Below are 26,157 nucleotides of genomic sequence, written 5' to 3'. Positions count from 1 at the left end.
CATGAGTGCTGCCCCGATCGCCCCCGCGACCCCTGCCGCCGACGTTCCCGCCGCCTTCGCCGCCCTCTTCGCACCCCTCACCCTGCGCTCGGTCACCGTCCCGAACCGGGTGTGGATGGCGCCGATGTGCCAGCACGTCGCCGAGGCCTCCGGCCCGAACGCGGGCGTGGCCCACGCCTGGCACTTCGCGCACTACGCCGCCCGCGCGGTGGGCGGCACCGGCCTCGTCCTCCAGGAGGCCACCGCCGTCTCCCCGGAGGGCCGCATCTCCCCGTACGACCTCGGTATCTGGAACGACACCCAGGTCGAGGCGCTGCGCCCGATCACCTCGTTCATCAAGGCCCAGGGTGCCGTTCCGGGCATCCAGATCGCCCACGCAGGGCGCAAGGCCTCGACCGGCCGCCCCTGGGAAGGCGGCCGCTACGTCGGCCCCGAGGCGGACGGCTGGCTGCCGAGCGCACCGAGCCCGGTGCCGTTCGCCGAGGGCGACCCGGTACCGCACGAGCTGACACGCGCCGAGATCCACGAGATCACCGGCCGGTTCGCGGCCGCAGCGCGGCGTGCACTGGCCGCCGGCTACGAGGTCGTCGAGATCCACGGCGCCCACGGCTACCTCATCGGCCAGTTCCTCTCCTCGCAGATCAACCGGCGCACCGACGCGTACGGCGGCTCCTTCGAGAACCGGGTCCGCTTCGCCCTCGAAGTCGTCGACGCCGTACGGGCGGTGTGGCCCGAGGAGCTGCCGCTGTTCTTCCGGGTCTCCGCCACCGACTGGCTGGAGGAGTCCGGCTGGACCCCCGAGGACACGGTCCGGCTGGCCGGGCTGCTCCAGGCGCACGGAGTGGACCTGCTGGACGTGTCCAGCGGCGGGATGGCCCCGAAGGCGGACATCCCGGTGGGCCCGGGCTACCAGGTGCCGTTCGCGGCCGAGGTCAAGGCCCGTACCGGCCTCCCGGTGGCCGCCGTCGGGCTGATCACCGAGCCCGAGCAGGCCGGGAAGATCCTGGCCGACGGGCAGGCGGACGCGGTCCTGCTGGGCCGCGAACTGCTGCGCGACCCGTACTGGGCCCGCCGCGCGGCCGCCGAACTCGGCGCCGGGGTCAGGGTCCCCACCCCGTACCACCGCGGCTGGTAGCGGAACCGAGGGGTGGTGCGGTCGCCCGGTGTACTACGGTATTTCTCGTACAACACACCGGACCGGGGGCGAACGGAGCAGCAGACGTGACGGATACGGCCACCACCCGTGCGCTCGCCCACCCCGAGCCCGCGCAGATCCGGCTCGAGGCGGTGCTGCACGCGCTGTCGGACCCGGTGCGGCTGTCGATCGTGCGGGACCTCGCGGTCACGCCGGACGAGCTGGCGTGCTCGTACTTCGTCCTCCCGGTCACCAAGTCGACGACCACGCACCACTTCCGCGTCCTGCGGGAGGCCGGCGTGATCCGCCAGACCTACCGAGGGACGGCGAAGATGAACGCCCTGCGCCGTGCGGAGCTGGAGAGCCTGTTCCCAGGGCTGCTCGACAGCGTGCTCAGCGCCGCCGATGCGGAGGAGGGCCGCCGGGCGGACACCACCCTCTAGCCGCCGGCCGCCGCGCCCAGCAGGCCCGTCCAGTCCGGGATCTTCACCGAGCGGCGGCCCAGCGAGCGCCCCAGGTCGGCCTCCGCCGCCTCGATCGCGAGCCAGCCCGGCCACTCCACGGGGTGGAGTCCCGCCGCCCGCAAAGCGTCCAGCGGGTCGCCCGGCAGCTCCCGCCGGGCCAGCGCCCCCGCGTCCTGCAGCAGCGAGGAGGCCGTCTCCTTGGCGCAGGGCCGGTTGGTGCCGATCACACCGGTCGGGCCGCGCTTGATCCAGCCCGCCACGTACTCGCCGACCGAGGCCCGGCCCGCGCGCATCACCCGGCCCGCGGCATGCGGGACCGTCGCCCTCGCGGGGTCGAACGGCAGACCGGGCAGCGGGACCCCCTGGTACCCCACCGAGCGCAGCACCAACTGCGCCTCGACGTCCTCGTACACGCCCGTCCCGGCGACCCCGCCGCGGCCGTCCGGGGCGGTCCGCTCGAAGCGCATCCCGGTGACCCGGCCGTCGGGGCCGCCCAGCACCTCCACGGGGCGCAGGTAGAACCGCAGGGCGATCCGGCGCCGGGCGTCGCCCGGTTCCTGCTCGGCCCAGCCGCGCAGCACCTCGAGGTTGCGCCGGGCCACCGCGGGCAGCGCGGCGGCCGCGCCCTGGCCGGCGTACGCGGGGTCGAGCGCCAGCTCGGCGGGGTCCACCACCGCGGCCACGCCCGGCAGCGTGCCCAGCTCCCGCAGCTCCTTGGTGGTGAACTTGCCCTGCGAGGGCCCGCGCCGGGCCACCATCGACACCGACTTCACCCCGCTCTCGGCGAGTGCGCCGAGGGCCGGCTGCGGCATGTCGGTCGGGGCCAGCTCGGGCTCGCCCCGGGCCAGCATCCGCGTCACGTCCACGGCGACGTTGCCCGCCCCGACGACCACCGCCGAGTCCACTCCGGGCAGGTCGAAGGCCTCGCCCACCGCGTCCGGGTGCCCGCTGTACCAGGCGACGAACGCCGTCGCGGAATGCACCCCGGCCAGCTCCTCGCCGGGGATCCCGAGCATCCGGTCCCGGGCGGCGCCCACGCAGTACACCACCGCGTGGTACAGCTCGAGCAGCCGTTCGGTCGTCAGCTGGGGCCCGCCGACCTCGACGTTGCCGAGGAAGCGGATCCGCTCGTCCTCCAGCACGGTGCGCAGGCTGCCCTGCAGCGATTTGATCTTCTCGTGGTCGGGGGCCACCCCATAGCGCACCAGCCCGTACGGCGCGGGCAGCCGGTCCAGTACGTCGACGCGGACGCCCGGCACCTCACGCTGCTGTACGAGTGTCTGAGCGGCGTAGACCCCGCTGGGGCCCGAACCGACGACGGCGACACGAAGCACGGCGGAGCTCCTCCCGCAGGTGCTCCCAGCATGCCACCGGGTCCGGCGGCCGTCAGCCCATCGCGCGCATCCGGTGGATCTCGGCCGTCTGGGTGGCCACCACCTCGTTGGCCATTTCCTCCACCGCCCCGTTGTTTCCGGTGGCCAGCACCTCGCCCGCCATCTTCACCGCGCCCTCGTGGTGGGCGGTCATCAGGGTGAGGAAGAGCCGGTCGAAGTCGGCGCCCTTCGCCTCGGCGAGCTGTTTCAGCTGCTGCCCGGTCGCCATGCCCGGCATCGCGCCGTGGTCGTGGCCGTCCGGGGCCCCGGAGGGAGCCCGGTAGCGGGCCGACCAGCTCTCCATCGCGCGGATCTCGGGCTGCTGGGCGGCCGAAATGCGCTCGGCGAGCCGCTTGACCCCGTCCGAGGAGGCCCGCTCCGGGACCAGCGCGCTCATGGCGAGCGCCTGCCGGTGGTGTTCGACCATGTGCTGCACGTACGCCCGGTCCGCCGCATTGGGACTGTCGTCCGGCTGCCGGTTCGCGGCCTCCCCGGGGGAGAGGGTGCGGGCCTTCTCGCCCGGTCTGCCGGGGGCGATGACCTGCGCACCACCGCGCTCCGCCGCGCCCTGTCCGTCGTCGCCCCGGCAGCCGGCCAGGGCGAGCAGGACGCCCGCGGCCACGACCGCCCCGGTGGTTCGACCGAGTAAGCCCTTTGCCATGTCCATGGTAAGGAACATACTGCCGGGGTCCTGGTTCCGTTCCCACCACGAGCGGAATCGATCGGACTCCCATGGGAGGGCACAGTGACCTCGAAGCACACCACCAGAGTGCGGCACAGGAGTCTGGGGGCGGCCGTGGCCGCGGCCGGGCTGCTCGCCACGCTGTTCGCGGCCGGTCCCGCGGCCGCCACCCCCGATCCGGGGGACTTATCGCCCGGCGTCCCGACGCAGGGCGCGGACCCGGCCCCGGCCCGCGAACTCGCCCCGGGCGAGATCCCGGGCCAGGACGAGATCGTGCACAGCGCCAACGTCAGCCACCTGACCAACATCCCGAGCACGTACCCGGGCGTCATCAACACCGACCTGGCCTTCCAGGGCAGATACGCCTACGCCGGCAACTACAACGGCTTCACGATCTACGACATCGCCAACCCCAAGGCCCCGAAGGCCGTCAGCCAGGTGCTCTGCCCCGGCGGCCAGAACGACGTCTCGGTCCAGGGGGACCTGCTCTTCCTCTCCACCGACTCCTCGCGCAGCGACGACTCCTGCAACAGCGTCTCGCAGCCCGCGACGGAGAAGTCCTCGTGGGAGGGCATCAAGATCTTCGACATCAAGGACAAGAAGAACCCCAAGTACATCAAGTCCGTCGAGACCAATTGCGGCTCCCACACCCACACGCTGGTGCCGGGCGAGCGCGACATCTACCTCTACGTCGCCTCGTACTCCCCGAACGAGGCGTTCCCGGACTGCCAGCCTCCGCACGACGGCATCTCCGTGATCAAGGTCCCGAAGAAGAACCCGACGCAGGCGGCGGTCGTCGCCTTCCCCGTCCTCTTCCCGGACGGCGGAAACCCGGGCGGGCCCACCAACCCCGGTGTCACCAAGACCACCGGGTGCCACGACATCACCGTGCTGCCCTCGAAGAAGCTGGCCGCCGGCGCCTGCATGGGCGACGGCATCCTCTTCGACATCAGCAAGCCCGAGCAGCCGCGGGTCATCGACCGGGTGCAGGACAACGTGAACTTCGCGTTCTGGCACTCTGCGACCTTCAACGAGAAGGCCGACAAGGTGGTGTTCACCGACGAGCTGGGCGGCGGTGGCGGCCCCACCTGCAACGAGGCCACCGGCCCGAACCGCGGGGCCGACGGCATCTACGACATCACCGGCCGCGGCGACCAGCGCAAGCTCGTCTTCCGCAGCTACTTCAAGATCCCGCGCCTGCAGGCCGACACCGAGAACTGCGTGGCCCACAACGGCTCGCTGATCCCGGTCGGCGGCGGCCGCGACATCATGGTCCAGGCCTGGTACCAGGGCGGCGTCTCGGTGTGGGACTTCACCGACTCCGCCCGGCCCAAGGAGATCGGCTACTTCGAGCGCGGCCCGCTCACCACCGACCGGCTCGGCCTCGGCGGGTCCTGGTCGGCGTACTACTACAACGGCCACATCTACTCGAACGACATCGCCAAGGGGCTCGACGTGCTGCGGATCGACGACTGGCGCACCGACGGCGCGAAGTGGGTGCGGATGGACCGGCTCAACGTGCAGAGCCAGCCCGAATACCACTGACGGCCGACGGTGTCACCCCTTTGAGGGAAACGTTCCGCCGGGCGGTCCGCCGTCCGGCGGGACGCCGAGCTCCCAGTCCAGCCCGTACCGCTGGAACAGCTCCGCCCGCAGCCGCGCCAGCGGCATCGGAGCCCCCGGCAGCAGGACCGCGACCACCGCGCCCATCAGCAGCGCCCGCAGCAGCGGGTAGTCGGTGTCCAGGTCCGCCGACCCGTACCGCGTGACCGTGTCCCGGAGCAGCTCCGCCAGCCGCTGCTGCTCCGGGCACTGGACGAACCCCTCGGCCTGGAGGATGCCCGCCATGTGGGTCCGCATCAGCAGCGGCTCGTCCCGGGCGAGCCCGAGGATCGCGTCGACGGCACGGGCGAGCCGCTCGCGGCCGTCGCCGCTGCGCGGCTCCCGCTCCAGGGCCGCGTCCAGCGTGAGGTGCATCAGCCGGTGCACCGCCGACTGCAGCAGCTGCCGCTTGCCCGGAAAGTAGTACGAGACCAGGCCGCGGGCCGTGCCCGCCCGGTCGGCGATGTCGCCGAGCGTGGTGGCCTCGTAGCCGCGCTCGGCGACGAGATCGACCGTGGCCTGGAGCAGCCGCTCCCGGGAACGTCTGCGCAATTCTTCATTGACCGATGCGCTGCGCGGGGACATGCTTACTCCTGCGTTGACTGGCTCCCAGCCAATATACTCAGCGCACGGGAATCACCTGCTCTGGGTGACGCGGGGGATCACCCAGAGCAGGGGCTCCCACGGGGGAACGGCGGATTTCGGCCTCTCCGCACCCTGGCGGGCGGATCAGGCCGGCGTGACCGGACCCGGCCGATCAGGCGAGCGCGCTCAGAGCCGGCATCAGGGCCACCACCAGCGGTACCGCCGGGACCAGCGTGGCCAGGGCCGTCAGCCGCAGCCGGCGGCCCGCCGACAGCCGCGGCGCAGCCGACAGCAGCCGCCGCACCCGCTCGGACACGTGCGGCTGCGGGCTCGGGTAGGGCCCGAACACCCCCCGGTCCTCGTTGAGACCGACCAGCGCCAGCGCGATCGTCAGTCTCCCGTACCGCCGCGAGGCCACGTCGTCGGCGGCCAGTTCGACGAGCCGGTGCATCTCCGCCTCGAACGCCGCGAACACCGGCACCTGCGGGAATCCCCCCGCCAGCGCCCGCGAGCAGTGCAGCAGCCAGTCGTGCCGGGCCTCCGCATGCCCCTGCTCGTGCGCCAGCACGGCATCCAGCTGGCTCCCCTTGAGCCGCCCGAGCGCGGCCGTGGTCACCACCAGCTGCGGGGCAGCGCCCGGCAGCCACCACGCGTCGGGCCGGGTCCCTTCCAGTACGACGAGGCGCGCCCCGGCCGGGTCCTCCCCGGGCAGCAGCGGCGCCCGTACGAGCAGCTCGGCGCCCCGGGCCCGGCGCCGGGCCCGGGCCCGCAGCACCTCCCGGGTCAGCCGGGCCCCGGTCCACAGCCCGCCGCCCGCCAGGGCCAGCGCGGTGCCCACGGCCCACGGGCCGCCGGTCGGGCCCAGCGCGTACGCGTCGACCACCCCGTGCGGCGCCGCCGCGAAGAGCCGGCCCCGGACCGCCAGCCAGGCCGCGGCCGCGCTGAGCACCATCGACAGGGCGAAGCACAGGAGGACCGCACCCACCACGCACTGCCACACCCACAGGGCGACGACGGGCTCACGGTCGGGCCATTCGGCCCGGGCCAGCAGACGGGGGGCGAGCACTGCGGTCAGGGCGCCGAGCAACAGGAGTGCGGCGGGGACCATCATGCACGCCAGCCTATGAGCGCGGGGCTACCTGCGGGTACGGGCTTTCGTGATTGGTGACGCAGGACACGTTTGCCCGCCGCGCCCCGAAGCGTCACACGCTCAACAGCATCGCCAACATCCCCATCCCCATGGCCAGTCGGCACGCCCGCGTCAGCTCCGTGGGCACCACCTGCGGCCCGCCCGGGACCGGCTGCACGCCCCCGCCCGCCGTCACCAGCCGGGCGCCGCCGAGCAGCACGTACCCCGCGAAATACAGCAGCAGCGCCCCCGTGATCAGCGGCGGGCCCCCGCCGTGCCCGTGCCCGGCGGCCATCGTCAGCGCCATGTACGCCATGGCCAGCGAGCCGACCAGGTGGTGCGCGTGGTGCACCCCGCCGCGCAGCAGCCACAGGGCGTGCAGTGCGGCCCCGCAGAACACGCCCAGCAGGATCCCGGGCCCCCACGGCCCGATGCCCGACGGCACGGCCATCGCCGCCATCCCGAACCCCATCAGCGCCTCGCCCGCAGCCCCGCCGCGTGCCTCGCCGCCCGATCTGCGCACCCGCCGCAGGCAGTACGCACCGCTCACGGCGCACAGCAGCACGAGCAGCCAGGCGGGGAGGGAAGCGGAAAGGGACAGCGCGGGACCGTGCACGGCGGAACCCCCGGTTCGTCGGCGTCACCGGAAGAGATGCCCCGGCCCCGGCGCCCGCACGCCGCCCCGGGTTAGGCTCTGCGTGCCGCACCGGGCATGTCATATGCCGCTGAGCCGAACGGAGCCCCCGATGCCGACCGCCCACCCCACCGCCCTGAACTTCCGCAGTGCCGTGGAGGCGGACGTACCGGACCTGGTGGAGCTCGTCGAGTCGGCCTACCGCGGCGACGCCAGCCGCGCCGGCTGGACCACCGAGGCGGACTACCTGGACGGGCAGCGCACCGACCCCGAAGGGGTCCGCGCGATCATCGACTCCGCCGACGGCGTCCTGCTCGTCGTCGAGCGCGCGGGTGAACTCGTCGCCTGCTGCCAGCTCGAACACCGCGGTGACCACGCCTACTTCGGGATGTTCGCGGTCCGCCCCGGGCTGCAGGGCGGCGGCCTCGGCAAGGAGATCCTCGCCGAGGCGGAGCGCCGCGCCCGCGAGACCTGGGGCGCCGAGGAGATGCGGATGACGGTGGTGAACGTACGGGAGGAGCTCATCGCCTACTACGTGCGCCGCGGCTACCGGCGCACCGGCGAACTGAGCCCCTTCCCGTACGGCGACGAGCGCTTCGGCGTCCCGCTCCGCGAGGACCTGGCCTTCGAACTGCTGGTCAAGCCGCTGTAGCGCGGAGCGGGGAAACCGGGAGCCCGGGGCCGGGCGCGGCCGTCAGGCCAGGAACCGGCCCGTGCTGCGGATCTCCGGGAAGCCGGTGGCCGCGCCGTCCAGTTCGAGTGCCCGGGCCAGCCGCAGCTGCTGCAGGGTGTTGACGGTCCAGCCGGTCACCCGCAGTCCGGCCGCGTGGACCGACTCCACCGTGTCCAGGGTGAGTTCGCGGATGTTCAGGGCGACCGTATGCGCACCGGAGACGAGCGCCCGGGCCACGACGCCCTCGGCCCCGCCGCTCAGCTCCGAGTGGAGCACGGTCCGCACCCCCGGCAGCAGCCGGGCGGTCTCGGCGAGGACCTCGTCGTGGAAGGAGGCCACCTCCACCCGCGCGCTCAGGTCGCGGCGCAGGACCAGCTCCGCCAGCGCGGCGGCGGCGGCCAGGTCCCCGACCGACACCTGGAGCGGGGTCCGGACCGCGTCCACGACCTCCTCGAAGGCCGGAACGTGCTCACCCTGGCCGGCGTCCAGCTCGCGCAGTGCGGCCAGGGTCAGATCGGCGACGGCCCCGGCGCCGTCGGTGGTCCGGTCCACCTCGGGGTCGTGCAGGACGACGAGCACGCCGTCCTTGCTCAGCTGCACATCCAGCGCGATGACGTCCATCCCGGACCGTTCCGCGCGGACGAACGACCGCAGGGTGTTCTCCGGTTCGACACCCATGACCCCGCGGTGACCGATGGTGAGGAAAGTCAAGGTTCTCTCGCTTCCGTCGACGGCGGCTCCCCGCGCGGTCACGGTGTCCCGACCGGCCGCGCGGTGAGGACGCATGCTAGTGCGCCGCGGATGCGATGAGACCGCCCGTGCAGCGCCCGCAACGAGGCCGCCGGCCGGTTCCCGCCAGGGCTGTACGCTGCCGCCGGCCCCGGGGCGGCCCTGCCGCGTCACCCGGGCGTGGGCGCGTCCCCGCCGGCTTGACGATCACCCTGCGCAGCCCCCTTCGCGGCACCGGCCAGCTCGGCGAGATCCGTCAGCAGGGCCTCGCCCAGCTCCAGTTCGGCCAGGTGCTGCCGCTCGCTCCAGCGCAGCGCGAGCGCCGGGAAGGCCCACTCCGGCACGTCGCCCGCCTGCTCCATCGCCTCCCGTACGGCGGCCAGTTCGCCCCGGGTGCGCTCCAGATGGTCGCCGACCATCGCGCGCAGCCGCTCCGGCTCGGCGAGGTGGCCGAGCCAGACCCGCAGCAGCAGCCCGTGCTTGAGCACCGGGGGTCCGGCCTCCGCGGTGTCCGCGGCCCAGCCGGCGAGGGCCTCGCGGCCGGCGTCGGTGATCGCGTAGCGCCGCTTGGCCCGGACCTCCTCGGGGCCCGAGCGCGCGGAGGCCGCGTACCCCAGCTCCTCGAGCCGGCGCAGTTCGGCGTAGATCTGGCTGATGGCCGGGGACCAGTAGAAGAAGCGCAGGGAGGAGTCCGCCCACTTCTTCAGCTCGTAGCCGGTGCGCTCCCCGGGGAAGGACAGCAGGCCGAGCACCGCCCATGCGGTCGGCGGAAGGTCTTGCTTCTTCGACGTATGACTACTAGTCATATTCCGAATTGAAGTGTGGCCGGGCACGGGACGCAACCCTGGAGGCATCGTGAAATTCTCCGTGATCTTCGAAGCTCAGCTCGCCGACCCGACCGTGGAGCGGGAGCACCAGGTCATCCACGACTGCGTGGAGCAGGCCGTGCTCGCCGAGCGCATGGGTTTCGACCGGATCTGGGCCGTCGAGCACCACTCGTTGAAGTGGTACGCGCACATGAGTGCCCCGGAGGTCTTCCTGAGCTGGGTCGCGGCCCGGACGCACACCATACGCATCGGCCACGGGGTCGTCTGCATGCCGTTCAACTTCAACCACCCGGTCCGGGTGGCCGAGCGGGCCGCCATGCTCGACCTGCTCTCCGGCGGCCGCCTCGACCTGGGCGCCGGGCGCGGCGGCACCGTGCAGGAGACCTCCCTGTGCGGGGTCGACCGGGAGCGGACCACCCAGGAGGTCGAGGAGGCGCTGCGGATCATCGGCAGGGCCTGGCAGGAGGAGGAGCTGGAGTACCACGGAGAGCTGATCGACATCGCGCCGCACCCGGTCCTGCCCCGGCCGCGGCAGACCCCGCATCCGCCGCTGTTCCTGGCGTGCAGCCGCACCGAGACCCTCGTACAGGCCGCGGAACTGGGTGTCGGGGCCTTGGTGATGGGCTTCGCCGGGCCGGAGTCCATCGCCGCGATGAGGGCCGTGTACGACGGGGCGGTCGCCGGCCGGGACGGCGCCCGCTTCGTCTCCACCGCGGTCAACGACCACTTCTCGGTGCTCTGCCCGACCATCGTGCTCGACGACCCGGCCGAGGCGCGCCGGATCGGCATCCGGGGCCAGCGGTTCTTCGCCCAGTCCATCGGCCACTGGTACGGCGGGACGGGCATCCCGGACGAGGCCGTGGTCGCGGGCGCCGACGAGGCGGCGGAGATGCAGAGGGCGGCCGAGCAGGTGGTGGCCCGGCTGCACGAGCAGGACATCCCGGTGCGACCCACCTCGACGGCCACGTTCCGCGCCGACCACGCGTACGGGAGCGCCGACGACGCCATCGCGTACGTGCAGCGGCTCAAGGAAGCGGGGGCGGACGAGATCATGTGCCTGATCCAGATGGGCACCGTGCCGCAGGAGGCCTGCCTGGAGACACTGCGGCAGTGGGGCGAGAAGGTCATCCCGCACTTCCGCGGCGCGTGAGCGGCACCGTCCGAGCGCGTGTCCGCCCGGGGGGTGACGGACGTCACCCCCCGGGCGGACACGGGCTGCCCGCTGGGCGGGGCAGACGTGAACCTCGGTACACGAAAGGGGCGAAGCCGTCGCTCGAAGGGCGGACGGCGGGAAGAATTACGGCGTCGGTAGGGGTCTCGCAGGATAATTTCCCGAGCAACCTCTTGAGCAGGAGAGGCCCGCACCCATACGCTGTGTTGACGCGAGGTTCTCCTGTGGAGGAAGTGACATGACGGAAATTCTTGTGCCGGGTTCTGGCGGTGCGGTGATAACCGCCGGTGCGCGGGTGGTCGACCACCCGGCGTGGCCCGGACTCAAGGCCGCCGTGGAGGAGATCCGGCCCTGGCAGTCCAAGGACGGCTCCATCGACTTCGAGGCCGCGGACGCCCCCGCTCCGGCCGATGTCGAGGCCGCCGTCGAGCGTGTGATCGACGCCGTCGAGGCGCTGTCGCCGCTGCTGCCGCACGCCACCGCGTACCACCGTGCGCTCGTCTCCGACCTGCGCAAGTGGGTCGCGGACGGCTTCAAGGTGCCGGACTTCCTGGACTCCCTGCTGGCCTTCCACCCGGCCGCCGAGCGCGCCGACGGGCTCCAGCACCTGGTCGTCTTCCCCATGTACACGCAGAACGGCAACCTCGACCGCAACTTCGAGGCCGTCGTCCTGAAGATGGTGTGGCCCGAGTGGCTCTCCGAGCTGGAGCGCACCCGGTACGACAACCCGCTGTTCCTCGGCATCACCTTCGAGGACTTCACCCCGGGCTACGACACCCACTCCGCCGTGCTCTTCCCGGAGACCATCGCCGTCCGCGAGGCCCCCGAGCGCTTCACCTGGGGCGGCATCTTCTGCGACCGCGAGGCGGCCCGCTACCGCAAGGTCACCGAGGCCGCCGTCGACATCCTGGGCATCGAGCTGCCCGAGGACATCGCCCGCATGGTCGAGGACCAGGAGCGCTGCGAGAAGGCCTTCGTCCTGTGGGACATGGTCCACGACCGCACCCACAGCCACGGCGACCTGCCGTTCGACCCCTTCATGATCAAGCAGCGCCAGCCGTTCTGGATGTACGGCCTGGAGGAGCTGCGCTGCGACCTCACCGCCTTCAAGGAGGCCGTGAAGCTGGAGTCCGAGGGCAACGAGCACGGCCGTGACGTGCAGTACGCCGTCCTCTTCGACCGGATGTTCCGCTTCCCGGTCTCCGGCGACCGCAACCGCAACTACGACGGCCTCGGCGGGCAGCTGCTCTTCGCCTACCTCCACAAGCACGACGTCGTGCGCTGGACGGACAACAAGCTGAAGATCGACTGGATGCGTGCCCCGCAGGTCACCAACCAGCTGTGCGCCGAGATCGAGGACCTCTACCGGGCCGGCATCGACCGCCCGAAGCTCGTCCACTGGTTCAAGGCGTACGAGCTCGTCTCCACCTACCTCGCCCCGCACCCGGGCTCCAAGTGGGCCAAGGGCCCCGACGCCCTCGACCTGACGCAGCCGCCGCGGAAGCTCGTCGACGACGTGCTTCCCGACGAGTTTCCGCTGAGCATGTTCTATGAGGCGCTCGCCAAGAAGCTCAAGGGAGTGATCGCCTCCACGAAGGGCATCACTGCAGTGAACGCCGATTCGGCCGAGCGGGTCGCCGCGTGAGCGCTCGCCCACAGGAGGCTGCACAGATGAACAGCGCTGGGAAGACCGGGAACGGCAAGCTCCAGGGGGCTGTCGTCGCGGTGGCCGGGGCCGGCGGCCCCGCCGGCCACGCGGCCCTGCTCCGCCTCGCCGAGGCGGGTGCCGTGGTCGTGGCGGCCGACGCCGACCCGACGCGTCTCGCGGAGTCCGTGGACGCGGCCCGCTACGCACACGGCGGCGCCACCGTCACCGGTGACACCGTGGACCTGCTCGACCTGGAGGCCACCAAGGCCTGGGCCGAGCGGACCGAGAAGGAGTTCGGCCGCGTGGACGGGCTCGTCCACCTCGTGGGCGGCTGGCGCGGCAGCACCACCTTCACCGACACGGACCTCGCGGACTGGGACTTCCTGGAGAAGCTCCTGATCCGCACCGTCCAGCACACGTCGCTCGCCTTCCACGACGCGCTCCTGCGCAGTGACCGCGGCCGCTACGTCCTCGTCAGCCAGTCCGGCGCGCACAAGCCGGTCGCCAACAACGCCGCGTACAACGCCGGCAAGGCCGCTGCCGAGGCCTGGACGCTCTCCCTCGCCGACTCCTTCCGCAAGGCGGGGGGCGAGGAGGGCCCGGGCGCCGCGGCTGCGATCCTGGTGATCAAGGCACTGGTGCACGACGCCATGCGCGCCGAGCGCCCCAATGCGAAGTTCGCGGGCTTCACCGACGTCAAGGAGCTGGCCGAGGCCATCGCCGGCGTGTGGGAGCGGCCCGCCATCGATGTGAACGGACAGCGTCTGTGGCTCACTCCGCAACCGTGAAAACCGATGCCCGCCGCCACCACGATCCGGCGGTACGCGGTTTCGCGAGCGACAACTACGCGGGGGTCCATCCAGAGATCCTGGAGGCCCTTGCCCTGGCCAACGGCGGCCACCAGGTCGCCTACGGCGAGGACGAGTACACCGAGAACCTGCAGAAGATCATCCGCAGTCACTTCGGCCCGTACGCGGAGGCCTTCCCGGTCTTCAACGGCACCGGCGCGAACGTCACGGCCCTCCAGGCCCTGACGGACCGCTGGGGTGCGGTGATCTGCGCCGAGACGGCGCACATCAACGTCGACGAGGGCGGCGCCCCGGAGCGGATGGCCGGGCTCAAGCTGCTCACCGTCCCGACCCCGGACGGCAAGCTCACCCCCGAGCTCATCGACCGGCAGGCCTGGGGATGGGACGACGAGCACCGGGCGATGCCGCAGGTCGTCTCGATCACCCAGAACACCGAGCTCGGCACGGTCTACACGCCGGACGAGATCCGGGCGATCTGCGAGCACGCGCACGGCCACGGCATGAAGGTCCACCTCGACGGAGCCCGGATAGCCAACGCCGCGGCCTCGCTCGACGTGCCGATGCGCACGTTCACCAACACGGTGGGCGTGGACGTGCTGTCGTACGGCGGCACCAAGAACGGCATGATGTTCGGCGAGGCCGTGGTGGTCGTCAACCCCGACGCGGTCCGGCAGATGAAGCACATCCGCAAGATGTCGATGCAGCTCGCGTCGAAGATGCGGTTCGTGTCGGTGCAGCTCGAGGCCCTGCTCGCCAAGGACCTGTGGCTGCGCAACGCCCAGCACGCCAACGCGATGGCGCAGCGGCTGGCGGCGGGCGTGCGCGAGACCGACGGGGTGGAGATCCTCTACCCGGTGCAGGCCAACGCGGTGTTCGCGAAGCTGCCGCACGAGGTCTCGCGGCGGCTGCAGGAGCGCTACCGCTTCTACTTCTGGGACGAGGTCGCCGGGCACGTGCGCTGGATGTGCGGCTTCGACACCCAGGAGGAGGACGTGGACGGCTTCCTCCAGGCGCTCAAGGAGGAGCTCGCCCGTTAAGGGTGCCAGCTCCTTCGGTAGCTGAATAGATATACCCTCGACCGTAAATTCATTGATCCGCGGTCGGGGGTATGCCTATGCTCCGGGCCATGCAGCTGATCCCGCAAAGCCCAGACGTCCACGCCTATGTGGCGGCGGACGAGGTCATCGACCACGAGCATCCGCTCGTCCGGGAAACCGCCGAAACCCTCTGGACCGCCACCGGCGACGCATATTCATACGCCAAGGTCGCCTTCGAGTTCGTCCGCGACACCATCCCGCACTCCGCCGATTCCGGGGACCTGCGCGTCTCCTGGCGCGCCTCGGACGTGCTGGGCACCCGCAACGGCATCTGCTACGCCAAGTCCCATGCGCTGGTCGCCCTGTTGCGCGCCCGGGGCATCCCGGCAGGCCTCTGCTACCAGCGGCTGGCCGACGACGACGGCACCAACCCTGTCGTCCACGGGCTGATCGCCCTCCGGCTGCCCGGCGCCGCGGACTGGGCCCGCCAGGACCCCCGGGGCAACAAGCCCGGCGTGGACGCCCGGTTCGCCCTGGACGGCGAGCAACTCGCCTACCCCGTACGCCCCGCGCTCGGCGAGGTCGACTACCCCGAGCTGTACGCCACCCCGCACCCGGCCGCGCTCAGGGCCCTGCGGGAGTCCGCCGACCGGCCGGAGCTGTGGCGGAACCTCCCGACGGCTCTGTAGCTGCCGCGGCGCCGCCCGGTCGTGCCGGTGCCTGCCGTGCCACCAGCGCGTGCAGCAGGGCCGCCGCCAGGATCAGTAGGGAGATCCCGGCCAGCAGCGCCTGCGGCGGTGCGGCCGCGGCGAAGCCGACGAGCGCGGCGCCGACCGACGCGGCGGTCAGCTTGAGCCCCGCCCCGAGGGTGAACACCTGGGTCCGCACGGCGTCGGGGGCGTACTCCGAGCGGATCCGGAGGGTGGCCGTCAGCAGCGGCCCGTCGCACACCCCCGCGGCGGTGAACAGCACCGCGGCGAGGGTGACGGACGGGGCGAACGCGGCTGCCGCCAGGGCGGCCCCGGTGCCCGCCATCGCCCAGCGCGCCAGCCGCCCCGGCTCCACCGCCGTGATCCGGCCCAGCGTCAGAGAGCCCGCCAGTGCGCCCACCGCGAAGGCCGTCATCAGCACGCCCCCGGCGCCCGGGCTGTCGAGCCGTGAGGCCAGCAGCACCGAGGTGGTGGTGAGCGTGCCGATACCGACGAAGGCCAGCGTCGTGGCCGAGGTGATCGCCCGCAGCTCCCGGATCCGCCACAGGGCTGCCAGCCCGGCGCCCAGACCGGCGGGGGGAGGGCCGGCGGGTGCGCCCGGGCTGTTCGCCGGGTTCGTCGCCCGGGCCGGCTGCGGGGCTCCGTACGGGAGGGTCGCGGCCAGTGCCGCCGCGAGAGCACCGGCCAGCGCGAGCGCCGCCATCGCGGGCGCGGCCGAGCCCAGCGCGGCGGCCAGGCCCACCACCGCCGGGGCCGTCACCGCGGCGGCGTTGTAGGTGGACGCGTCCCACGCGTACGCCCGGTCCCGTGCGGCGCCCGCCGGGACCAGACCGGCGACCAGGCTGGACATCCCGCCCGTCACCATCGGCCCGCAACTGCCGCCCAGCAGGGCCACCGCGAGCACCAGCGGCGCCGGGGCCCGGCCGAGCAGCACGGACAGGGCCGCCACCGCACAGGTGAACCCGGCCAGCGCGCCCACGTGGAACAGCCTCGGCCGGCGGGTCCGGGACGCGGCCACCCCGGCGAGCGGAGCCGCCAGGATGTGCGGAGCCAGCCAGGCGGTCAGGACGAAGGCCCCGTGCGCGGCGCTCCCCGTGCGCTCGAGGGCGAGCAGCACCACCGCGAGGCTCATGCCCTCCGAGGCGAACCGCGCGGCCAGCGCAGCGGCCAGGTACCGCCCGAACCCGTGCATCCCCGGACCCCCCTCGAGATGTGTAACGTGATAGCGGCACGAGACGTTACGCCAAACGGATGTAGAACGAAAGGATCCGGGGATGACCGACTCCGCGCACGGGTTCTCGGCCGGCCGGCGGCTGATCGATCTCGCCGAGGCGGTTCGCCTGGATCCCGAACTCCCGCGCGCCGAGCTGGCGGCGCTCCTCGAGCGGCACGGTGAGCACCCCCGCGACCTCACCGAGGAGGCCTTCACCGAGGCCGGCGCGGCCGAACTGCGGTCCGCCGCCCGGCGGATGGGCGCGGTCCTCGCCGAGGCCGACGAGGACCGCGCCGCCGAGGCCCTCAACGCGCTCTTCGCACAGTACGGCAGCCGCCCCCGCCTGACCCGGCACGACGGTCACCCCTGGCACCTGCACGTGGACAGGGGGGAGCAGGCCGGGTGGGGCGAGTGGTTCCTCGCCTCCGGGGCCCTGGCGCTCTCCCGGCTCCTCACCGAGTACGGGCGGATCGCGTGGGGTGCCTGCGCCGTCGGGGGCTGCGGGCGGTTCTTCCTCGGCGCCGGGCCCGGCAGCGCCCGCCGCTACTGCTCCACCGCCTGCGCCACGCGGGCGCGGGTCGCCGCGCACCGCAGACGCAAGCGCGCCGAGACGTCCGGGCAGGTGGGGGCGGCCGCGGAGGCGTAGGCGGCCCGGCGGGTGGAAGCAACAGGAAAGTTTCCTGTCGATAACGTTGTCAACTTGGCATGCCCATGGGTACTTTCGGCGGCAGGAATTCCCCGTTCCCCCCACCTGCGACCGGAAGGCGCTTCATGCGTTACGGAGTCCCCGCCGGGCTGGCCGCCCTCGCACTCGGCTTAACCGCGGCCCTGACCCTCACCCCCTCCGCCCACGCCGGACGCCCGCGGCCGGCCCCCGCCGCCGCGGCAGCCCCCGCCCCCTTCGCCCACCCCGGAGTCCTCAGCAGTCGCGCCCAGCTGGACTTCGTACGCACCAAGGTGCAGGCCGGGCAGCAGCCGTGGAAGGGCGCGTTCGACGCGATGCTCGCCAGCAAGTACGGCTCCCTGTCGCGCACGCCCAAGCCGCGCGCCGTCGTCGAGTGCGGCTCGTACTCGAACCCGAACCTCGGCTGTTCCGACGAGCGCGAGGATGCCATCGCGGCGTACAGCGACGCCCTCGCCTGGTACATCACCCGCGACGCGAAGTACGCGAAGAAGTCGGTCGAGCTGATGGACGCCTGGTCCGCGAAGATCAAGGACCACACCAACAGCAACGCCCCGCTGCAGAGCGGCTGGGCGGGATCCACCTGGCCGCGCGCCGCCGAGATCATCAAGCACACGTACACCGGCGGCTGGCCGAACCAGGGGCGGTTCGCGGCCATGCTGCGCGACGTCTACCTGCCCGAGGTCATCAACGGCAAGCCGAACAGCAACGGCAACTGGGAACTGATCATGATGGACGCCGCCGTCGGCATCTCCGTCCACCTCGACGACCGCGCGAGCTACGACAAGGCCATGGCCGTCTACCTGGGCCGGGTCCCCGCGTACTTCTACCTGGCCTCCGACGGCCCGCAGCCGAAGTACCCGCCGCGCTCGAGCATCGACACCAAGAGCGAGCTGGTCGACTACTGGCACGGCCAGAGCACGTTCGTGGACGGCCTCGCCCAGGAGACCTGCCGGGACTTCGGCCACACCGGCATGGGGATCGCCGCGACCATGCACGTCGCCGAGACCTCGCGGATCCAGGGCCGCGACCTCTACCCGGAGTTCAAGGACCGCTTCCGGCACGCGCTCGGCTTCCACGCCGCGTACGAACTCGGCGCGCCGGTGCCCTCCTGGCTGTGCGGCGGGAGCCTGACCAAGGGCATCGGCCCGGCGACCGAGGTCGGCTACAACGCCCTGCACACGCGGCTGGGCATCGAGATGGACAACACCCGCAAGCTCACCGAGGGACGGCGCCCCGCGGGCAGCGAGAACCACTTCGAGGCATGGGAGACGCTGACCCACGCCGAGAACCCCAACTGACGGGCGCGCGCTGACCGGCCGGCACGCTGCTCGACCGGCACGGTCCGGTGGCCCCGCCGTGAACAGCGGGGCCGCACGATCACCCGACCCGGTGGTCCGGGATCAGCCCGCTTCCTTGACCTGAGCGGCCGTCGGCGCGGTGCCGCCCAGGTGCGCCGGCAGCCACCAGGAGTCCTCGGGACCCTTGGGGGCGGCCGGGTAGGCGCGCTGCGCGGCATCCAGCAGCTCCTGCACCCGCTCGCGCAGGCGGCGGGTGATCGCCCCGGCGTACTGGTCGCTCGGCGCCTCGATGGGCTCGCCCACCCGCATCGTCACCGGGATGTGGCTGCGCTTGAGGTTCTTCGGACGGCCCTTGGTCCACAGCCGCTGCGTGCCCCACAGTGCCACGGGGATCAGCGGGACGCCGGCCTCCTGGGCCATGCGCGCGGCGCCCGACTTGAAGCTCTTGAGCGTGAACGACTGGGAGATCGTCGCCTCGGGGAACACGCCGATGATCTCGCCGGCGCGCAGCGAGTCGAGGGCGTACTGATAGGCCGTCTCACCCTGCTTGCGGTCCACCGGGATGTGCTTCATCGCGCGCATCAGCGGGCCGGACACCTTGTGCCGGAACACCGACTCCTTCGCCATGAAGCGGACCAGGCGCTTCTGCGGCCGCGCGGTCAGGCCGGCGAAGATGAAGTCGAGGTAGCCGATGTGGTTGGACACGAGAACCGCCCCGCCCTTGCGCGGGATGTTCTCCGTGCCCTTCATGTCGATGCGGATGTCCAGCGCCCGGAACAGGGTGTGGGCGGCGCCGATCACCGGAGGATAGACGAGCTCAGCCATCAGGGGGAGACCCCGCTTTCTGCCTGGGGAGGTACTCCCGGCCGGAAGTTACGGCTGCGTAGGTACGCGGCCCTTGGGGATCGTGCCCCAAACGCGGCCTGCTGGCCAGCCCAGACGTCTGTGCCCGAGGAGATTCTCGTCACGCCGGGAATGCGGCGCGTGTCCGGGGCGCTCGGATCACCGTACGAACGCATCAATGATGCAGGGAACGAGGTCTGCGGTGACGGCGGGTGTGGTGCGGCTGGGCGTGGCGGAACTGGGTGCGGAGCCCGGGGAGCGGGCCAGCCTGGTGCAGTTCTCCAGCGCGTTCTGCCAGCCCTGCCGGGCCACGCGGCGGATCCTCGCCGAAGTGGCGGAGCTGGTCGAGGGGGTCGCGCACATCGAGATCGACGCCGAGGCCCACCTCGGACTCGTGCGCGCCCTGGGCATCGAGAAGACGCCGACCGTGCTCGTCCTGGACTCCGCCGGCCGGATCGTGAGGCGCGCCGCGGGGATGCCCCGCAAGGTGGATGTGATCGCCGCCCTGGGTGCCGCGGTATGACCGGTGCGCCGGTACACACGCCCGCACGCAGCGTGACGCGCCTCGCATCTGCCCCGTGCGGCTTGACTGTGTACACGAGAGATCGCCAGGCTGGCCGCATGCGGTATGAACTCCTGCTTTACGGGCGGGTCCACGTGGACCTCGTCCGCTACGCGAGCGCGCGTTGTCGGAGCCACTGAACGACCCCGGCCTCCGACCTGATCCGACCGCGCCCGTGCCCGCCGCCTGTGCGGCAGAAGGAAGCTCCTCGATGACAGCCCCGCCGGCAATTCCGACGGCCCATTCCGCACGATTCGACGCCGCCCAGCCGGGCTCGCCCGACCTGCTCCGCTCCGTCTTCCGCCGGCACGCCGCGGGAGTGGCCGTGATCACCGCCGCCGACGAGGGCGGCCGGCCGGTCGGGTTCACCGCGACCTCGCTCAACTCCGTCTCGGCCGATCCGCCGCTGCTGTCCTTCACGATCGCCACCGGTTCCTCCAGCTGGCCCGCGATACGCGACTCCGAGCACCTCGGCGTCCACATACTCGGCGAGCACCAGACGGAGCTCGCGGGCCTGTTCGCCCGCAGCGGAGCCGACCGCTTCGGGCCGGCCACGGGCTGGGCCCCGGGTCCGCACGAGGTCCCGCTGCTCGACGGCGTACTGGCGTGGCTGGTGTGCCGCGTCGTGGCGCGGGTGCCGGCCGGGGCGCACCGGGTGATCATCGCGGAGGCCGTGGCCGGGGACCCGGCGGGGGAGGGCCGCCCGCTCCTGTACCACCAGGGTCGCTTCAACGCGTTGCGCGACTGAATCGTCCCTGCTGGGGCGGGTCTGGGCGGCGTTGGACAGATCACAGTTCACCGGCCTTGCAACCGTGGGGGACCCACGGTGTACTGACGAGTAACATTCCCATCGGAGCGCGGGCCGCCCCGACCGGGATCCGCCCGACAAGGCGCCTATGCTGCCTGCACAAGGCGGTATCAGAAAAAAGACGATGCGGTAGGAGAGCCGGCGTGAGCCTGAGGATCGTTGTCTGTGTGAAGTACGTGCCCGACGCCACCGGCGACCGGCACTTCGCCGATGACCTGACGGTCGACCGCGACGACGTCGACGGTCTGCTGTCGGAGCTCGACGAGTACGCCGTCGAGCAGGCGCTGCAGATCGCCGAAGAGGCCGACGACGCCGAGATCACCGTCCTGACGGTGGGCCCCGAGGACGCCAAGGACGCGCTGCGCAAGGCGCTGTCCATGGGCGCCGACAAGGCCATCCACGTCGAGGACGACGACCTGCACGGCACCGACGTCATGGGCACCTCGCTGGTGCTCGCCAAGGCGATCGAGAAGGCCGGCTACGACCTGGTCATCACCGGCATGGCCTCGACCGACGGCACCATGGGCGTGCTCCCGGCGATCCTGGCCGAGCGCCTGGGCGTCCCGCAGGTCACCCTGCTCTCCGAGGTCAAGGTCGAGGACGGCACCGTGACCGGCCGCCGCGACGGCGACTCCGCGAGCGAGCAGCTGGAGGCCTCCCTCCCGGCGCTCGTCTCCGTGACGGACCAGTCGGGCGAGGCCCGCTATCCGTCCTTCAAGGGCATCATGGCCGCCAAGAAGAAGCCGGTCGAGTCCTGGGACCTGGAGGAGCTCGAGATCGAGTCCGACGAGGTCGGCCTCGAGGGCTCCTGGACCGCGGTCGACTCCGCGGCGCAGCGCCCGGCCCGTACCGCCGGCACGATCGTCAAGGACGAGGGCGAGGGCGGCAAGGCGCTGGCCGAGTTCCTGGCCGGCCAGAAGTTCATCTGAGAACTTCGGCCACCCCCTCATAGCCCCCAGACACTTCGCAATAGCAGGAGAGCAGTCCCATGGCTGAAGTTCTCGTCTACGTCGACCACGTGGACGGTGCCGTCCGCAAGCCCACCCTCGAGCTGCTGACGCTGGCCCGCCGCATCGGCGAGCCCGTCGCCGTCGCCCTCGGCGCCGGTGCCGCCGACACCGCCGCCGTGCTCGCCGAGCACGGTGCCGTCAAGGTCCTCACCGCCGACGCCCCCGAGTTCGCCGACTACCTCGTCGTACCGAAGGTGGACGCGCTGCAGGCTGCATACGAGGCTGTTTCCCCGGCCGCCGTCCTCGTTCCCTCCTCCGCCGAGGGCAAGGAGATCGCCGCGCGGCTGGCCGTCCGCATCGGCTCCGGCATCATCACCGACGCCGTGGACCTGGAGGCGGGTGACGAGGGTCCGGTCGCGACGCAGTCCGCGTTCGCCGCGTCCTTCACCACCAAGTCCCGTGTCTCCAAGGGCACCCCGGTCATCACCGTCAAGCCGAACTCGGCTCCGGTCGAGGCCGCCCCGGCCGCCGGTGCCGTCGAGGCCCTCGCCGTCACCTTCGGCGCCCTCGCCACCGGCACCAAGGTCGTCTCCCGCACCCCGCGCGAGTCGACGGGCCGCCCCGAGCTGACCGAGGCCGCGATCGTGGTCTCCGGCGGCCGCGGCGTCAACGGTGCCGAGAACTTCCACATCATCGAGGAGCTCGCGGACTCCCTCGGTGCCGCCGTCGGCGCCTCGCGCGCCGCCGTCGACGCCGGCTGGTACCCGCACTCCAACCAGGTCGGCCAGACCGGCAAGTCGGTCTCCCCGCAGCTGTACATCGCCTCCGGCATCTCGGGCGCGATCCAGCACCGGGCCGGCATGCAGACCTCGAAGACCATCGTGGCCATCAACAAGGACGCCGAGGCCCCGATCTTCGACCTGGTCGACTACGGCGTGGTCGGCGACCTCTTCGCGGTCGTCCCGCAGCTGACCGAGGAGATCAAGGCGCGCAAGGGCTGACCTGCGCTTCTCTTCGTCGTCTGACCTTTGGCTGACCGTCTCGGGGCCGTGTGGTGTTTCTCACCGCACGGCCCCGAGTCGTTTGGCCGTGTCGGTGGAGGGACCATTGACTGGGCGGAACCTCGACACTAAATTCTGCTATGCGGATCTAAGCTTCCGTGAAGCGGAAAAGAGGAGAGTGCACGATGGGTCAGCAGGAGAAGGTGGCGACGAGCCTCGCAGGCGCGGTCAGCGAGGGCATCAGCGCCTCCCTCGCGCCGGTGGACGCGGAGCTCGCGCGCCACTACCCGGGCGACCCCGGCACCCGCCAGCCCATCCACACCGTCTACGTCCCCGGTGACGTCTTCGCCGCCGACACCATCCGCTCCTGGGGCGACCAGGCCCTCGCGGCCCTCGACCAGCACGCCCCGGACGCCGCGACCTTCGCCAAGGTGCTCGGCATCAGCGACGAACTGGCCGTACCCGTCTACGACCGCGTCCGCGCCAAGCTCGCCGCCGAGCCGATCGAGGACCTCCGCGTCGACTTCGAGGACGGCTTCGGCGTCCGCTCCGACGAGGAGGAGGACCAGGCGGCCGCCCGCGCCGCCCGCCTCGTCTCCGAGGCCTTCTCCAACGGCGCGAACGCCCCGTACATGGGCATCCGCATGAAGTGCATGGAGTCCAACGTCCGCGACCGCGGCATCCGCACCACGGACATCTTCCTGTCCGGGCTGCTGGAGCACGGCGGCCTTCCCGACGGACTGGTCCTCACCCTCCCCAAGGTCACGTACGCAGAGCAGGTCAGCGCGTTCGTCAAGCTTCTGGAGGCCTTCGAGACCGCCCGCGGCCTGCGCCCGGGCCGGATCGGCTTCGAGATCCAGATTGAGACCAGCCAGTCGATCCTCGCCTCCGACGGCACCGCGACCGTGGCCCGGATGATCGAGGCCTCCAAGGGCCGCGCCACCGGCCTGCACTACGGCACCTTCGACTACAGCGCCTGCGTGGGGGTCTCCGCCGCCTACCAGTCGAGCGACCACCCGGCCGCCGACCACGCCAAGGCGATCATGCAGGTCGCGGCCGCCGGCACCGGCGTACGCGTCTCCGACGGCTCGACGAACGTCCTGCCGATCGGCACCACCGAGCACGTCCACGAGGCCTGGAAGCTGCACTACGGCCTCACCCGCCGGGCCCTGGCCCGCGCCTACTACCAGGGCTGGGACATGCACCCGGGCCACCTCCCGACCCGCTACGCGGCGGTCTTCACCTTCTACCGCGAGGGCCTCGAGACGGCCGCCGCGCGCCTGAAGGCGTACGTCGCGAAGGTCGAGGGCGACGTGATGGACGAGCCCGCCACGGCCAAGGCCCTGGCCGGCTACCTCGTCCGCGGCCTGGACTGCGGCGCGGTGGGCGCCGACGAGGTCACCGCCCTGACGGGCCTGACCCGCGCCGAACTGGACGCGTTCGCCATCCCCCGCCGCTCGGCGACCCTGACCGCGACCGCCTGAGGGACGTCCTGCTCGTAGCGCTCGCACGGCCTCGCACGGCCTCGCGCGGCCCCGCCCGGACGACCCCGGGCGGGGCCGCGGTTCTTTGGTGCGATATGTCCTGAAGGTGGTGGTGCGCGTCATGGAGCGCACCCTGGCGAACCCTGGCGAATAGCCGCCACAGGCCCCGTGACCGACAGGCGTCCTGGAGCATGGCGCAGGAACCGGAGTGCCCGGCATGCCCGGTATCCCGCGCTTCCCCTCTGCCGTGCCCGCCGTCTCGCATGCTCCAGGAGATTCACCCATGATCGAACGTCGGGACGTCGTCTCCCGGACGACAGAATCCGTCGTCCGGGAGACGACGTTCGAAGGCCGCCCCGCGGCCGAATACGACCGGCCGAGCGCCTGGCTGCTCCTGACGACACGACCGGTCCAGCCCGAGAACAAATGGCTCGGGCGCCTCGCGGAACTGCCGAACATCCACGACTCGACCCGTCAGTTCATCGAGATCGCCGAAAAGTACGACCACATCGCGCGCTGCGTCGAGTACGACGCCGTCGACGGAGTGACCGAGACGGAACTGCTCGCCGCCCTGGTCGTCATCCGGGAGCTCCGCGAGAAGCTCCAGACCGACGAGGCGCGGCTGCTCGGAGCCGCCCGCCGCAAGAAGATCACCTGGGCCCGGATCGCGGGCGCCCTCGGGCTGAAGTCCCGGCAGGCCGCCGAACGGCGCCACCTCCAGCTGCGAGCCGACCTCGACGAGGCCAGCGGCAAGCGGCTCAAGCAGGCGGAACGGGTGGCCTACGCCCGCGCCTTGCGCGACCGGCCCGACGAACAGGCCTGGGCCGAGCAGCACTGCGCCCGCGCCGCCGAGCTCGGCACCGAACTCGCCCGGTTCCTCACCGTCCTGCCGCCACCGCGCCTCGAGGCGCGGCCCGCCGGGGCGAAGACTTCCGAGACGCGGGCTCCCGGGCGCGAGGGCCTGATCGCCGACCTCGGCGAGGCCCTGGCCGGGCTGGTGGCACTGCAAACCGCAGGACCCGTCCAGAGCGCCTCCGATCTCAACCCGGAGCGGTACGCGGCCGCTTGGCGCACCGAGTACACCCTGCGGTTGCTTGAACTCCTGGGCCGGGCCAGGGAGAACGAGCCCGCTGCCCTCCGCGCGCACCCCGGCCTCCGTGCAGGGATCGACGAGTTCTGCGCGGCGGCCGGCACCGTCGCCCGCCCGTGAGCGCCGCCGGCGCCGCCGACGGGGCGGTCGCCGATCTGGCCGTCGAGCTGCTGATCTGGATGTACGGACGCCGGTCCGCAGCCGGGATCCCCGTACCCCTCGGGCAGTTCGTCTCCGACGAGGACCCGCGGGCCGCCCCGGCGGAAGCAGCCGCCCGCATGCTCCGCGGCCGCGGCCATCTGACCCTGGAGTACGTCTTCGGCGGGGCGCTCGTCGGACCGACCGAGGCGGGACTGGCCGAGGCCGACCAGGTCACCCGCGCCCGCGGACGCGTGGACGCGCAGTTCGGCTACGTCCTGGACGAGCTGGTCCGGCAGGCCGCCGAAGCCCCCGACGCCGTGGTCCGGCTGGTCCCCTTCCTCGCCCGCACCCGCTTCCTGGGGCTCCCGCTGCGCGAGGGCATCGTCCGGCGGGCCGCCCGCTATCTCCAAGGGCACGGGCTGGCCCAGCTGTGGACGGACGACCCGGACGCGCCGGCCCTGATGCTCACTTCGCGCGGCGAGGACTGCGCGATGTCGCTCTCCACTTCGACCGTGAGGCACTACATGAACGACCAGCGACCCCACACAGCGCCCGCCTTCATCATGAACGTGTACGGAGGCGCCGCCGCGCAGGGCATGGCCGTCACGCAGAACCTGGGCGGCCCGGCCGCCGGGACGGCTCTGCTCGCCGAGCGGATCCGGGCCCTCGCAGCCGAACACGGGCTCGGCGGGGCCGCCTTCGACGCGGACGTGGCGTTGGTGCAGGACGTGGACCAAGACCCTGCCCGCCGGGCCGGTGCCTGGCACCGGATCAGGGCGGGCCTGCTCCAGGCCGCGCCCGCGCTCGCCGGGCAGACGGCACTTGCCGGCATCGAACTGGGCCTCGGTCTCCTGACCCGGTAGCGCCCGGCCTG

General features: G+C 72.2%; 27 protein-coding genes. 18 read left to right on the top strand and 9 right to left on the bottom strand.

Features of this window, described 5'->3' with window-relative positions; genetic code table 11:
- Position 1 precedes the first annotated feature (1 nt).
- Positions 2 to 1,135: an NADH:flavin oxidoreductase/NADH oxidase gene (locus IF09_RS0117495; protein WP_051832586.1), complete on the top strand. Its 1,134-nt coding sequence runs from the start codon at positions 2 to 4 to the stop codon at positions 1,133 to 1,135.
- Positions 1,136 to 1,221: 86 nt separating this feature from the next.
- A complete protein-coding gene (locus tag IF09_RS0117490) occupies positions 1,222 to 1,578 on the top strand; it encodes an ArsR/SmtB family transcription factor (protein ID WP_030296717.1) in 357 nt (118 codons plus the stop codon).
- On the opposite strand, the gene IF09_RS0117485 is transcribed toward IF09_RS0117490, so the two are convergent.
- Positions 1,575 to 2,933: an FAD-dependent oxidoreductase gene (locus IF09_RS0117485; RefSeq protein ID WP_030296715.1), complete on the bottom strand. Its 1,359-nt coding sequence runs from the start codon at positions 2,931 to 2,933 to the stop codon at positions 1,575 to 1,577. The two genes, IF09_RS0117490 and IF09_RS0117485, sit on opposite strands and share 4 nt — an antisense overlap.
- 52 nt (positions 2,934 to 2,985) lie before the next feature.
- Positions 2,986 to 3,639 (bottom strand): DUF305 domain-containing protein, encoded by a 654-nt coding sequence (locus IF09_RS0117480; protein WP_106975086.1) that lies wholly within the window; start codon positions 3,637 to 3,639, stop codon positions 2,986 to 2,988.
- A 78-nt stretch (positions 3,640 to 3,717) separates the two neighbouring features.
- Here IF09_RS0117480 and IF09_RS0117475 point away from each other — a divergent pair, with 78 nt between their 5' ends.
- Entirely contained in the window at positions 3,718 to 5,199 is a 1,482-nt protein-coding gene (locus IF09_RS0117475) for an LVIVD repeat-containing protein (protein WP_030296712.1), read from the top strand.
- A gap of 12 nt (positions 5,200 to 5,211) precedes the next feature.
- Here IF09_RS0117475 and IF09_RS0117470 read toward each other — a convergent pair whose 3' ends face one another.
- From IF09_RS0117470 to IF09_RS0117460, 3 genes are all read right to left on the bottom strand, one after another.
- Positions 5,212 to 5,841, bottom strand: a complete 630-nt coding sequence (locus tag IF09_RS0117470; RefSeq protein ID WP_030296710.1) for a TetR/AcrR family transcriptional regulator — start codon at positions 5,839 to 5,841, stop codon at positions 5,212 to 5,214.
- Between the two features lie 172 nt (positions 5,842 to 6,013).
- Positions 6,014 to 6,952: a M56 family metallopeptidase gene (locus IF09_RS0117465; RefSeq protein ID WP_030296708.1), complete on the bottom strand. Its 939-nt coding sequence runs from the start codon at positions 6,950 to 6,952 to the stop codon at positions 6,014 to 6,016.
- Positions 6,953 to 7,043: 91 nt separating this feature from the next.
- Positions 7,044 to 7,586, bottom strand: a complete 543-nt coding sequence (locus tag IF09_RS0117460) for a DUF5134 domain-containing protein (RefSeq protein WP_030296707.1) — start codon at positions 7,584 to 7,586, stop codon at positions 7,044 to 7,046.
- 130 nt (positions 7,587 to 7,716) lie between these two features.
- Between IF09_RS0117460 and IF09_RS0117455 the strand changes: the two genes are divergently transcribed.
- Positions 7,717 to 8,256 carry a GNAT family N-acetyltransferase gene (locus IF09_RS0117455; protein ID WP_030296705.1) on the top strand — a complete coding sequence of 180 codons (540 nt, stop codon included), beginning with the start codon at positions 7,717 to 7,719 and terminating at the stop codon, positions 8,254 to 8,256.
- A 42-nt stretch (positions 8,257 to 8,298) separates the two neighbouring features.
- Here the strand turns inward: IF09_RS0117455 and IF09_RS0117450 are convergent, their stop codons facing one another.
- Both IF09_RS0117450 and IF09_RS0117445 read right to left on the bottom strand, forming a co-directional pair.
- The gene (locus IF09_RS0117450; protein WP_030296703.1) at positions 8,299 to 8,988 is read right to left on the bottom strand and encodes a glycerophosphodiester phosphodiesterase; all 690 of its coding nucleotides are present in this window, start codon (positions 8,986 to 8,988) and stop codon (positions 8,299 to 8,301) included.
- A gap of 188 nt (positions 8,989 to 9,176) precedes the next feature.
- The gene (locus IF09_RS0117445) at positions 9,177 to 9,812 is read right to left on the bottom strand and encodes a PadR family transcriptional regulator (protein WP_051832584.1); all 636 of its coding nucleotides are present in this window, start codon (positions 9,810 to 9,812) and stop codon (positions 9,177 to 9,179) included.
- Positions 9,813 to 9,861: 49 nt separating this feature from the next.
- Here IF09_RS0117445 and IF09_RS0117440 point away from each other — a divergent pair, with 49 nt between their 5' ends.
- The 5 genes from IF09_RS0117440 (at position 9,862) to IF09_RS0117420 (ending at position 15,187) form a co-directional block, all read left to right on the top strand.
- A complete protein-coding gene (locus IF09_RS0117440; RefSeq protein WP_030296700.1) occupies positions 9,862 to 10,983 on the top strand; it encodes an LLM class flavin-dependent oxidoreductase in 1,122 nt (373 codons plus the stop codon).
- Between the two features lie 259 nt (positions 10,984 to 11,242).
- A complete protein-coding gene (locus tag IF09_RS0117435) occupies positions 11,243 to 12,649 on the top strand; it encodes a DUF6421 family protein (RefSeq protein WP_030296698.1) in 1,407 nt (468 codons plus the stop codon).
- Positions 12,650 to 12,675: 26 nt separating this feature from the next.
- Positions 12,676 to 13,440 (top strand): SDR family NAD(P)-dependent oxidoreductase, encoded by a 765-nt coding sequence (locus tag IF09_RS0117430; protein WP_030296696.1) that lies wholly within the window; start codon positions 12,676 to 12,678, stop codon positions 13,438 to 13,440.
- Positions 13,437 to 14,498 (top strand): threonine aldolase family protein, encoded by a 1,062-nt coding sequence (locus tag IF09_RS0117425; RefSeq protein ID WP_030296694.1) that lies wholly within the window; start codon positions 13,437 to 13,439, stop codon positions 14,496 to 14,498. Before IF09_RS0117430 ends, IF09_RS0117425 begins: the two co-directional genes overlap by 4 nt.
- 89 nt (positions 14,499 to 14,587) lie before the next feature.
- Complete coding sequence (locus tag IF09_RS0117420) at positions 14,588 to 15,187, top strand: transglutaminase-like domain-containing protein (protein WP_030296693.1); 600 nt, start codon at positions 14,588 to 14,590, stop codon at positions 15,185 to 15,187.
- Here the strand turns inward: IF09_RS0117420 and IF09_RS0117415 are convergent.
- Positions 15,123 to 16,400: an MFS transporter gene (locus IF09_RS0117415; protein ID WP_037635228.1), complete on the bottom strand. Its 1,278-nt coding sequence runs from the start codon at positions 16,398 to 16,400 to the stop codon at positions 15,123 to 15,125. The two genes, IF09_RS0117420 and IF09_RS0117415, sit on opposite strands and share 65 nt — an antisense overlap.
- A gap of 82 nt (positions 16,401 to 16,482) precedes the next feature.
- On the opposite strand from IF09_RS0117415, the gene IF09_RS0117410 reads away from it, so the two are divergent.
- Together IF09_RS0117410 and IF09_RS0117405 are read left to right on the top strand one after the other, a co-directional pair.
- Entirely contained in the window at positions 16,483 to 17,067 is a 585-nt protein-coding gene (locus tag IF09_RS0117410) for a CGNR zinc finger domain-containing protein (RefSeq protein WP_030296690.1), read from the top strand.
- 125 nt (positions 17,068 to 17,192) lie between these two features.
- Positions 17,193 to 18,404 carry an alginate lyase family protein gene (locus IF09_RS0117405; protein ID WP_030296688.1) on the top strand — a complete coding sequence of 404 codons (1,212 nt, stop codon included), beginning with the start codon at positions 17,193 to 17,195 and terminating at the stop codon, positions 18,402 to 18,404.
- Positions 18,405 to 18,506: 102 nt separating this feature from the next.
- Here the strand turns inward: IF09_RS0117405 and IF09_RS0117400 are convergent, their stop codons facing one another.
- Entirely contained in the window at positions 18,507 to 19,229 is a 723-nt protein-coding gene (locus IF09_RS0117400) for a lysophospholipid acyltransferase family protein (protein WP_030296686.1), read from the bottom strand.
- Positions 19,230 to 19,425: 196 nt separating this feature from the next.
- On the opposite strand from IF09_RS0117400, the gene IF09_RS0117395 reads away from it, so the two are divergent.
- The 7 genes from IF09_RS0117395 (at position 19,426) to IF09_RS0117365 (ending at position 26,146) form a co-directional block, all read left to right on the top strand.
- The gene (locus IF09_RS0117395; protein WP_234321042.1) at positions 19,426 to 19,770 is read left to right on the top strand and encodes a thioredoxin family protein; all 345 of its coding nucleotides are present in this window, start codon (positions 19,426 to 19,428) and stop codon (positions 19,768 to 19,770) included.
- 250 nt (positions 19,771 to 20,020) lie between these two features.
- Complete coding sequence (locus IF09_RS0117390) at positions 20,021 to 20,557, top strand: flavin reductase family protein (protein ID WP_030296682.1); 537 nt, start codon at positions 20,021 to 20,023, stop codon at positions 20,555 to 20,557.
- A gap of 203 nt (positions 20,558 to 20,760) precedes the next feature.
- Complete coding sequence (locus IF09_RS0117385; RefSeq protein WP_030296680.1) at positions 20,761 to 21,546, top strand: electron transfer flavoprotein subunit beta/FixA family protein; 786 nt, start codon at positions 20,761 to 20,763, stop codon at positions 21,544 to 21,546.
- Positions 21,547 to 21,605: 59 nt separating this feature from the next.
- On the top strand, positions 21,606 to 22,568 hold the full coding sequence (locus tag IF09_RS0117380; protein WP_030296678.1) for an electron transfer flavoprotein subunit alpha/FixB family protein: 963 nt from the start codon (positions 21,606 to 21,608) through the stop codon (positions 22,566 to 22,568).
- Between the two features lie 185 nt (positions 22,569 to 22,753).
- A complete protein-coding gene (locus IF09_RS0117375) occupies positions 22,754 to 24,052 on the top strand; it encodes a DUF6986 family protein (RefSeq protein WP_030296676.1) in 1,299 nt (432 codons plus the stop codon).
- A 283-nt stretch (positions 24,053 to 24,335) separates the two neighbouring features.
- On the top strand, positions 24,336 to 25,262 hold the full coding sequence (locus tag IF09_RS41810; protein WP_051832582.1) for a hypothetical protein: 927 nt from the start codon (positions 24,336 to 24,338) through the stop codon (positions 25,260 to 25,262).
- Positions 25,259 to 26,146 (top strand): hypothetical protein, encoded by an 888-nt coding sequence (locus IF09_RS0117365; protein WP_030296674.1) that lies wholly within the window; start codon positions 25,259 to 25,261, stop codon positions 26,144 to 26,146. Before IF09_RS41810 ends, IF09_RS0117365 begins: the two co-directional genes overlap by 4 nt.
- The last annotated feature ends 11 nt before the right edge of the window (positions 26,147 to 26,157 follow it).

The organism is Streptomyces katrae, from assembly GCF_000717655.1.
Lineage (GTDB): Bacteria > Actinomycetota > Actinomycetes > Streptomycetales > Streptomycetaceae > Streptomyces > Streptomyces katrae_B.
This window is presented reverse-complemented; position numbering and strand designations above follow the sequence as displayed.